Here is a 10370-nt window from a genome sequence, read left to right as displayed (position 1 = left end):
AAAATTATTATAATATGCAAAAACAAAAAGAACAAAAGGAACAAATACAAAAAGAAGCGATAAATAAAAGTGTAGCAGATATTTATAAACAAAGTTATAATTATATAAATAAAGGATTACAAAATAGTGCTAAAATATTAAAACAAAAGAGTGCTCCTATATATTCAAAAAGCGGTTTAAATGGTAATATGTATAATTCGACAAATAATGACAAAAAAGTCAATACTGACAGCATAGTATATAAAGGGGATAACAATTTAAAATCCAAAGTCTATACTCAAAATTCAAATGTAAATAAGGATTTTATGACTTATCACAATACATATACTCAAAATAAAAAATTGGGAATGGATTTTATAAATCAAAATAATAATAAAACTTATATAAAATCTTATGACCCAAAAACCATAAGAGAGCCGGAAGAAAAGAAAAATAATAATGTAAGACCTTATGGGAATTATACTTCTGATATAACAACGGATATTTATAGAAATAAATTTGGTCCGGGTAGTGAATATTATACAAAAAGAATTGAAGATAGAAATAAAAGACATGAACAGTTTGCTCCTGTTTTGAATAATGCAAAACCTATGAACAGCACCAAAACTTATTCCGAGATTAATAGTGTTCCAAGAAGACCGGGGGATTTTACAAAAGAAAATTCTACAAATATGTATTATGAACATGTTATAAAGCCGAAGATACAATCGGAAGCAAATATGCAAAAAAGTGCATTTCAAGAAAATCTTCATAATTCTATTGAATATACAAAAGATGCACCAAGATATGGAGATTTTAGTAAGAGAAAATATTATGCTGAGGATGGTAGTGCAATAGATCCTTTTATTGACCCTAAGGAAGGAGAAGAAACTAAGGATTTATTAATTGAAGATTATGGAGAGCCCGGTGCTGTAGAATATATGCTTGAAAAAAAGGGAGCTGAAAATTTAGATTTTAGTAATACAGAAGCGTTAAAGGAAAATCCATATTTAAAAGATGTTGATATTTCTCTTATGCAGAGCATGACAGAAGAAGAAAGAAAAATGCTTTATGTTGCAATGAGTGATTATATGGGAAATAGTGATTATGATAGAGAAATGAGAGATAAGATACCTTATGCAATGTCTTTGGTTGTATCAGACAGAGTAAAAGAAGAGACTCTTGCTAATATTGAAAAATATGGAAATGATTATCTTATTAAAATTGCATATGAAGAAACTTTATATAGAGATTTTGAAGGATTATTTCAGACAGGCAGTGTTATGGGGACAAATTTTAATCCATCCTATAGAAGAGGTCAAAGTGTTGCTTTAGAATATTTAAAGGATAATGGGACAGGTTTACAAAAAGCAATAATATATGTAATGGAAGGGTTTGCTGATGTTACGGTAGATACTTGTATCGATAGTTTGACAATAAGATTTCCATGGCTTGGTAAAATGTTATCTTATTCTATTGCTTGGGGAAAAACTTATAATGATGCAATGAATTATGAAGGTGTATATGATGTGAATAAAGCACAAAGCATGGCATTTGAAGATGCTAATGATGGTTTACTTTTTAGTATAAATCCGGATGTTGAAGAAGTTTTAAGACAAAATAATATTTCAATAAATATAGATGATTTAATAAATGGTATTGAAGATCCACGAATAAAACAATTTATAAAAAAACACGGAAAAGATATATTTAATTCTGCAAAATATAATATTTTTAATAAATCTTTGGAATATAGAGAAAATGAGGATGAAAATTAAATTTATAAAAAATGATTATTAATATGATATAATTATAATAAATTTGTATCGAGGGAAAATTATGAAAAATTTTATTTATAGAATGTTGTTTACCTTTGTTTTTATTGCTTTAATGTATTTTATATTATCTACAATATTGTTAAATTTTGGAGAAGAAATAGGAGAATTATTTTTTTCAGATATAGACGAAGAATATTGCAGTGATATAAAAGTTAATTCAAAGAAATTTTACTGGGATTTTGAAAATGAAGTAGAGTATCCTGAGCTTAACGAATCAAGGGAAATTTTAAAAAGATTGTTTGGTGAAGATTGGATTGAAATATGTTATAAAAACATAACAATAGAACCTACTTTGAATGATAATGATACTGATACTGGTAAATATGAAGATGGAGAAGATTTTGAAAGTGGTGATGTGACTTTAAAGGTTTACGCATGCAATTATGGAAAAGTATATAAAAATGCAAAAGAGAAAACCGATAAACAGATAAAAGAGAAAAACATAAAAAACAAAAAAGAAAAGAATGATTTGTTAAATAAAAATTTAAAAGAAGAATACAGAAATGTAATGGAAAATGATAAAATTACAGAAAATATAGTATATAAAAATATGGTAAATAAGTCTGTTGGAAGATATAGTGGAATAGATATGTCTATAGCACCTCTTAGGAAACAAAACGGTAATATGGATTTATATAGTGCACTAACAGGCGGGTTAGTATATGAGATAGAAAAAAATCCATGTGATTATCTTATAGTAAGTGATGAATTTAAATATTATGAAGAATTAAAGGGGCTTATTGAAGATGTAAAAACCGATATAGTAAAAGGGGATTTGCCGAGTGATTACGAAGAAGCAAGGGAGGTTATGTCTACTTTTGCAGACCCTACGGGGGATAAAGAGAAAGATATTGAAGTTGCTTTTAGGAGTGTAGGCTTTAGTATAGAGAAAATAGATAGGGATAAGAAAAAAATAAAACTTATATTTGACAGTCCTGATTATGAAAAAATTTATAATAGAGCCCTTGAAGAAACCATAAACGATATTGAAAGTGAAGAAAAATATCTTACGGAAGGAGAAAAGGGAGAAATATTTACTGAAAATCTATATAGAAACTATGTAGATATGTCTACAAAAACCAGAGTAGACCCAAAGAAAAAAACGACAATAACTTATGAAACATATTATGATGAAAACGGAGAATGTCATTATAAACTTAATATAGATGATGATTTTTATAGTTATTTCTTTGGAAATTTGGAAAAGGCTGTTGGAAGTGAAGCTGATTATATGATTTTTGAAAGAGAAAAGCCACCAGAGAAAAAGAAGGGACCTGATATTGTAAAAGAAATGATGGAAGAAGAGGAGAATAATAAATAAGGGGCATCCTCATATTTAAGGGGTGTTACCCCTTAAGATCTCCACTCTTTTTTTGCTTGTCCAAAAAAAGAGGAAAAAAGGACACTTCTGGGCGAAGTGCCTTATAACGCATTCCGAAGCTTACTAAAAATACTACCCGTATTTTTAGTGCTGGAATGCTACCCCGAGCCCATATAATTTAGCGTTGTATGTAAGTGGGTGGGACATTTTTTATCCAAATATTTGGATAAAAGGAAACCACTGGGCGTGGAGCCTTTGACGCACTCGGATTTCATGAAAAATCTACCCGATTTTTCTATGAACGAGTGCTGCCGCTGCCCCGAGCTAAACATTTAGTTAGTGGTGTTTATTTTAGGGTGTGGGACATGGTAGAAAAATGTAGGTTGTGGTTTATGATGTTTTATGTGAGATGTGGGACATAGAAGTGAAATGGAATTGTAGGGTTTGAATGGATTTTATGTTAGTTAGTTAGTAATGGTGGTTAAATGTTAGGTTAGGGGTTTTTTAGTGTTTTATTGTTACTATATTTAAGAATTTTGTAAAATGATACTAATAGCTGTTAAAGTATTTCTGTGAGTTTTGTTTATTAGTGAAATAGCACATATTTTATAATTTAACATATTAGTTTTAAAGCTAAAATATGATTTGAGTTTGTATTTTAGTTTAATAATACATTTTAATTTTAGGAGCGTTATGCTCCTTTTTTATTACTCATTTTAAATTTTGTTTACAAAGAGCTTTTTGCTCTTTTTTTATTTTATTTTAAGGAGGTGTGGTATGTAGAAAAAATTTTGAAACAGATTTTAAACATAACAAAAAAGGAGGAAGAAAATGAATTTAATTATTATATGTTTAATTATTTACGGATTTATTAGCATGGCTATGGTGCTTTTTGCTTATAATCTCGGTTTAAAAAGTGTTAGTGAAAAGAAAGAAGAAAAGAGAAACAGTATTAAACCTTTTTTAAAAACAAGCAAGGTAAAGATGACAAAGGAAGAAAAAGAAGCTTTAAACAAAATGAATATTGCACTTAGCAATATTGAAAATTATGACGGTACAAGCAGGGGGCAGAAGAAAGTTTAATATAAGGGGCTTTGCCCCTTAAGAACCCCACGACTTTTTTACTCGCCTAAAAAAGTCGAATAAAAGGGCGCCACTAGGCGTGGCGTTTTAGGGTTTCGCTCTAAAGAGCGACCAGTATTTTTCCAAAGAAAAAAATACTGGACAAAATTCTTTCACTCAAACGCCGTGAAGGCTTATAACGCATTCCGAAGCTTACTAAAAATACTGCCCGTATTTTTAGTGCTGGAATGCTACCCCGACCTAAGCTGTTTAGGTTGTAGGTTTTTTATATAGGTGGGATATATTTAAGGGATACTCCCTTAACAACCTTTATTTAAGGGGTTTTACCCCTTAAGAACCCCACGACTTTTTTACTCGCCTAAAAAAGTCGAATAAAAGGGCGCCACTAGGCGTGGAGTTTTAGGGTTTCGCTCTAAAGAGCGACCAGTATTTTTCCAAAGAAAAAAATACTGGACAAAATTCTTTCACTCAAACGCCGTGAATACAAAGGGGCTTTGCCCCTTAAACCCCATATTTAAGGGGTGTTACCCCTTAAGAACCCCACTCTTTTTTTGCTTGTCCATTCGCAATTTTTTTTAAAAATCGCTCATGTTGTTTAAAGCTTTCAGCTTCCTGAGTTTTTATAAAAACTCAGCTGTTTCTTTGAAACAGTAAACAGTCACAATAAGAGGTAAAAAGGACACTTCTAGGCGAAGTGCCTTATAACGCTTTTCGATGACTACGTAAAACTCTGCCCGAGTTTTACTGTCAGAAAAGCTACCGTTACCCCAATATGTTTGAGGTGTTTGTATAAAAGATAAATAAAGGCGTTGTATTTTTTATGTAAGATATTTGAACATTAATTTGAAATGTTGGTTATGGCTTTTGATGTATTAGATGTAAGGGGGATATGGATGGAGATTAGAAATATTATAACAGGTAAAAAAAGAGTGTGTAGATTAAAAATATAACAGAAGTTTAGCAGTTTATTGAAATTACAAAAAATAAGAGATTAATACTAAGAATAAAAAATAAAGGAGAATGAATTATGTATGAAAATGAAAATTACAGAAAGACAGGCGAATGGGCCTTATATGAAAAAGGAAAGGATTTCTTAAGCAAGAAAAACGTATATGAAGAAACAGACAAGGTTTATCGTTTTTACAACGGAGATCAGTGGAAAGGTGTTGAAAGCGGAGTTATATCTCCTATAACTTACAACATAATTAAACCGATTGTTAAATACAAAACGGGGGTAATAAACGGTAACGGATACGGCGTTGTATTTTCTCCCAACAACTTTGAAGATGCGAGATTTCAAGTGAAGATGTCTGATCTTTGCTCTAAATTAAACGAATATACTTCGATTCTTTGGGAGAACAAGAAAATTAACGCAATTTCAAGGGATATATTAAAAGATGCCTGCATTAACTCAGAGGGTATACTTTATTTAAACTATGATGTAGAGGAAAATGAGATTGTTCCGGAAGTTGTAAACAAGACAAATATTTATTATGAAAATGAAAACAACTCTGATATTAACGATCAAGAGTACATATTAATCACAACAAGACAGAGTGTTGCCAGTGTAAAAAGACTTGCAAGGAAAAACAAAGAGCTTGGACTTAACAAATTAACGGAAGATGACATTCAAAAGATAATGAGTGACAACAAAACAAAAGAACAAGCCGGGGATTATGCAAAAGAAGAATTACACAACATGGTTCTTGTAATAAGCAAGTTCTTCAAAAAAGACGGTCACATTTGGTTTAAGAAATCCACCGAAAATGCAGTTATTGAAGAAGAGAGAGATTTAGGACTTAAGAAGTATCCTATTGCTCATTTTGTTTGGGAGGAATTAAAAGGAAGTGCCAGAGGAATGGGTGAAGTAATAAACCTTATACCAAACCAAATTGAGATCAACAAGACAGCTACAAGAAGGTCTCTTGCGGTAATGATGGGGGCTTATCCAAAACTTGTTGTTGACAGCAAGAAAATCAGTAACCCTGACAGTATTACAAAAGTAGGCAGCGCAATATTTACAGACAATCAAACGGTTGACGACGTAAGAAAAGTTGCGGGATACTTAAACCCTGCAACCATGAGTCCCGACAGTAAGTCACTTCAAGATGAGCTTATACAAAACACAAAAGACCTTGCAGGTGCCGGAGATTCTGTTACCGGGGATGTAAACCCGGAAAGAGCCAGTGGTCAAGCTATTTTGGCGGTTCAACAAAACAGTGAACAAAACTTAACGGAACAACTAATCAGATTTAAAGATTTTCTTGAAGATGTTGCAGGGATAATTTTCGAGATGTGGCAGGTGTACACTCCAAAAGAGGGAAAAAGAATAATAATAAAGAAACCTTTAAGTGAAGTTAAAAACGAAGAAAAGAGAAATAATTTCATTGTTGGAAGAGATGACGACATAGAGAACATGGAAGAAAACGAAAAAGACCAAAAGGGAGAAGACAAGGAAATCTATGTAAGCAGAATTATTGACAAAGAGACAATAGAAAAATTAAAAGTAAGCATTAAAATAGATATTTCTCCAAACACTCCTTTTGATAAATATGCAAGAGAAACAGCTCTTGGAAATATGCTTAACAGCGGTCATATAACCTTTGAAGAGTATGCGAAAAATCTTCCTGTTGACAGTGTTATACCAAAAGAAGCATTAATGAACATAGTAAAAGAAAGGAAGAAAGAAGAAGACAAGATAATGAAAATTCAACAAAAGGGAGAACAAGAAAAAGCCATGATGGATACTTCTGTTATGGATAAAGATGAAACTATGCCTTCTTCACTTCAAGGTTCATCTTCTTCATCATCTTCGGCCCTAAATTCTGCACTATTAAAGGCTGCAAGTTTAAAGGGAATGGGTAGTAATGGCATGAATAACATGAACAAACTTGGCAGTATGGGGAACATAAATTCAAATACAGTAAGTAAACAGCCAAGAAGAAGTTTAAATTTGTCGCCTGATAAAATACACTTAAATTCTTAAGGGGCTTTGCCCCTTAAGAACCCCACGACTTTTTTACTCGCCTAAAAAAGTCGAATAAAAGGGCGCCACTGGGCGTGGGGCCTTTAACGCTTTTCGATGACTGCGTAAAACTCTACCCGAGTTTTACTGTCAGAAAAGCTACCCCGAGCCTAACCAATTTGGCATTTTATGTAGGGTAATAGAACATGGTGGTTAAATAAACGGTTATGCGTTTTATGGTTTTGATTTTAAAGAGTGGGACATGGTGGTTAAAATCAGGTTAAGGTTTTTAATGTTTTGTAGGTTATGCGTTAAGGTGGTTAAATGTAAGTGGAGTTTATTTTGAAAGAGTGGTGGATTGTTTCATTTGAATTTTACAATTATTTATTTGGAGCATAAATTTTAAAATATTACAAAAAATAAAAAATTAATTAAATTTTCGACACATTTCGTGTCTTTTTTTATTTAAGGAGGAGTAAAATGAGTAATAAAAAAGATAAATATAAAATAAATTATAGCACATATGTATCAGGAGGGAGAGCTGTAGGTAAAAGCGGTTCTTATAAAAAAGGAAGTACAGGAATAAAAGGAGCAATAAGCTCAGCCGGGTCATCAATAAGCAGGTTTGCAAATGGTGACGGTTCAAGAAATTCCTCTGAAAGCAACATAAACCTTGATTATAATGTAAAGAAATATATGGGACAGAGAGGTGGAACTTTTGGGGATAAATCATATACGAAAATAGGAGATGATTTTTACTTAAAGGCAAATCCATATTCCGGTATTGATATGAAGAAGAACAATAAGCCAACACTTTTAAAGGAAAATCAATATAACGTATCGGAAGAAAACAGAGAAAAGATAAACAAGGGGAAAATAGAAAGTTACATAAAAGGCATAAATCCTTATAGCGCACCGCCGAAAAACATAAGAGACGCAAAAGCAAAGGAAAGCGTGGAAAGTCTTATGAACAGCATACAGAAGAAAAAGAATACGGTTTTTAAAAATCAAAGTGAAGATAATGAAAGGGGTATTACAGATCAAGGAATATCTCAGGTAACAAGTAATATTAAACCTTATGGAATGGACCAAAGAAGTGCTGTAAATACAAAGAATAATAGTTTATATCAAGCTTATCCAAGCTATGGAAGCAGGGTGACAAGTTCGGATATACAAAGGATAAATGATAATTCAAATAATTTTGTAAAACAAAGAAATGAAAAAGAATTATTAAGACAGCAGATACAAAATGAGAAAAAGGCAAATGCAAAGCCAATTGAAAATGTAAGTGATGTTTCAAAATATGTAATGGATAATTATTACAGACAGTATGGAGTAGATCAAAGAAGTGGAATGAATAGTAAAAATGATGTTTTATTTTCAGATTATCCAACTTATGGAAGCAGGGTAACAAATGAAGATATACAAAGGATAAATGATAATGCAAACAATTTTGTAAAACAAAGAGATGAAAAAGCTGTATTAAGAAAACAGATGCAGGCAAATAAAGAAAAGATGAGTAAGCTTACAAATGGTGTTACAAAATATTATTATGTTCCAAATGGCAAGTTTAATAAAGATGAATTTGATCAAAAAATGGCAGATTATAAAAAATATTCATCATCAGATGTAGGTAATTTTAGACAAAATGTTGATAGTAGTGATAAACATGTAAAAGATGTTGAAAATGTATATCCTATTTACGGAAGTAAGATGTCTATAAATGATGTAAATGCATTAAATAAAAAATATGATGGAGTAATAACATCATCAGAAGAAGATGCTAAATATTATAAAGAATTATTGAGAGATGCTTTATGGGTGACAAGATTATCTGATTATTATAAAAGAAAACATTATTTAAAGGAAAATACTAAAACAGCTATTCCTGATGAAACAATAAATGAAATTATGAATAATAGAGTTGATTACGGTGATTATGCTAAAGCAATTCCAGACGATATTGTTGGGAAGAATAAAATTGGAATTAATTTGAATCCTCCATATATTAGTGATAAAATAAAAGATAAAGAAGTTGAAAAGTTAGAAAACGATTTTGGTAAGGATAAGCTTGAAGATAATTTAAATAAATTTGGAGGACAGGATTTACCGTTTGAAACACCTCTTGCATTAAGCATTTATCCTGAATTTAGTAATCAAAGTTTAAATGATATAGAAAATATGAGTGTTGATCAAAGGAAAATGGTATATATTTTGGCAAAAGCTAAAGGGCAAAAAGTTGCAGATAAATATGCAAGGTATTTAATCCCTGAACAAGTTAAAAATAAAAGTGATGAAGCTTATAATTTTCTAAATAATAATGGAGGAATTTCTTTATTGGGATTAGGCGGTATTAATGAAATAAATAGATCTTTGGATGGCTTAAAACAAACATTAAACCTAATAATTGGGAATAATAAAACACCTGTTGATGATACTGTGTTAAATAGTGTTATTAATAAAATTCGAGAAAAAGGTTCAAAAAGGAAAAAAATATTATTAGATTTATTAGATACTGGTCATTCAAGTATTGAAGATGCAATAATGACTTTTTTTACAGGAGGTGCAGGAGCAAAAGCTTATGGTGGAGCAAGATCTTTAGGTGAATCATATAGTGACCGAATGCATTCAGCAGAAAATGATGGTTCTTTGAAATATGCTGAAAAAGCACAAAATGAAGCAGTTTTTGATGCAATTAAGGATGTGGTTTTAGGACATTTTATGGATAAATATTCTGATGAAATAATTAAAAATTTAAAAGGTTATAATATAAATATACCTGATTGATTAGAAAGAATTATTGATAATACATTTATATAAAAATATTATAAAAAATCTTTTGGAAAATATAGATAGTAAAGATGAAAAAATAAATTAATAACAAAATTAAAGGGGAAAGAAAATGGGGAAAAGAAAATTAAAGTTATTAGGGATAATTGCTGTTGTGATTATAATATTATTGGAGGGGATAATATTTTTATCTAAATTTGATATTTTTAGTCCAATAGAAGCAACATCATCAGATTTAAAGGCTTATGGGGAATTTTTTTACGATAATATTGTTAATTATGAAGAATATCCGCAGTTTAATTATGAAAGAGAGATACTTGATAGAATTTTTGACAGTGAAAAAGGAAGTAAAAAGGCTTTAAAAGAATGCAGTACAGAGATAAAAGAATTAAGT

At 30.7% G+C, this 10370-nt stretch carries 6 protein-coding genes; all 6 read left to right on the top strand.

All coding sequences use genetic code 11. The features are described from left to right. Positions 1-1757: hypothetical protein (locus FGQ49_RS08315; RefSeq protein ID WP_171020651.1), on the top strand; the 1757-nt coding region annotated here is incomplete at its 5' end. A 61-nt stretch (positions 1758-1818) separates the two neighbouring features. Then, positions 1819-3138: a hypothetical protein gene (locus tag FGQ49_RS08310; protein WP_138269406.1), complete on the top strand. Its 1320-nt coding sequence runs from the start codon at positions 1819-1821 to the stop codon at positions 3136-3138. Positions 3139-3969: 831 nt separating this feature from the next. Beyond that, positions 3970-4221 carry a hypothetical protein gene (locus FGQ49_RS08305; protein WP_138269405.1) on the top strand — a complete coding sequence of 84 codons (252 nt, stop codon included), beginning with the start codon at positions 3970-3972 and terminating at the stop codon, positions 4219-4221. Positions 4222-5248: 1027 nt separating this feature from the next. Next, a complete protein-coding gene (locus tag FGQ49_RS08300) occupies positions 5249-7207 on the top strand; it encodes a hypothetical protein (protein ID WP_138269404.1) in 1959 nt (652 codons plus the stop codon). 459 nt (positions 7208-7666) lie between these two features. Further along, positions 7667-9973: a hypothetical protein gene (locus FGQ49_RS08295; RefSeq protein WP_138269403.1), complete on the top strand. Its 2307-nt coding sequence runs from the start codon at positions 7667-7669 to the stop codon at positions 9971-9973. Between the two features lie 115 nt (positions 9974-10088). Continuing rightward, on the top strand, positions 10089-10370 hold a 282-nt coding region (locus tag FGQ49_RS08290; protein WP_138269402.1), incomplete at its 3' end, for a hypothetical protein.

It is taken from the genome of Anaerofustis stercorihominis (genome assembly GCF_005844425.1).
Taxonomy (GTDB): domain Bacteria; phylum Bacillota; class Clostridia; order Eubacteriales; family Anaerofustaceae; genus Anaerofustis; species Anaerofustis butyriciformans.
The sequence above is the reverse complement of the archived record's forward strand: the minus strand, read 5'-3'. Positions and strand labels throughout refer to the sequence as shown.

Bases quoted from the DNA above. Each gene is read 5' to 3' on its own strand.
- FGQ49_RS08310 (WP_138269406.1), top strand. From the start codon at position 1,819: ATGAAAAATTTTATTTATAGAATGTTGTTTACCTTTGTTTTTATTGCT.
- FGQ49_RS08305 (WP_138269405.1), top strand. From the start codon at position 3,970: ATGAATTTAATTATTATATGTTTAATTATTTACGGATTTATTAGCATG.
- FGQ49_RS08300 (WP_138269404.1), top strand. From the start codon at position 5,249: ATGTATGAAAATGAAAATTACAGAAAGACAGGCGAATGGGCCTTATAT.
- FGQ49_RS08295 (WP_138269403.1), top strand. From the start codon at position 7,667: ATGAGTAATAAAAAAGATAAATATAAAATAAATTATAGCACATATGTA.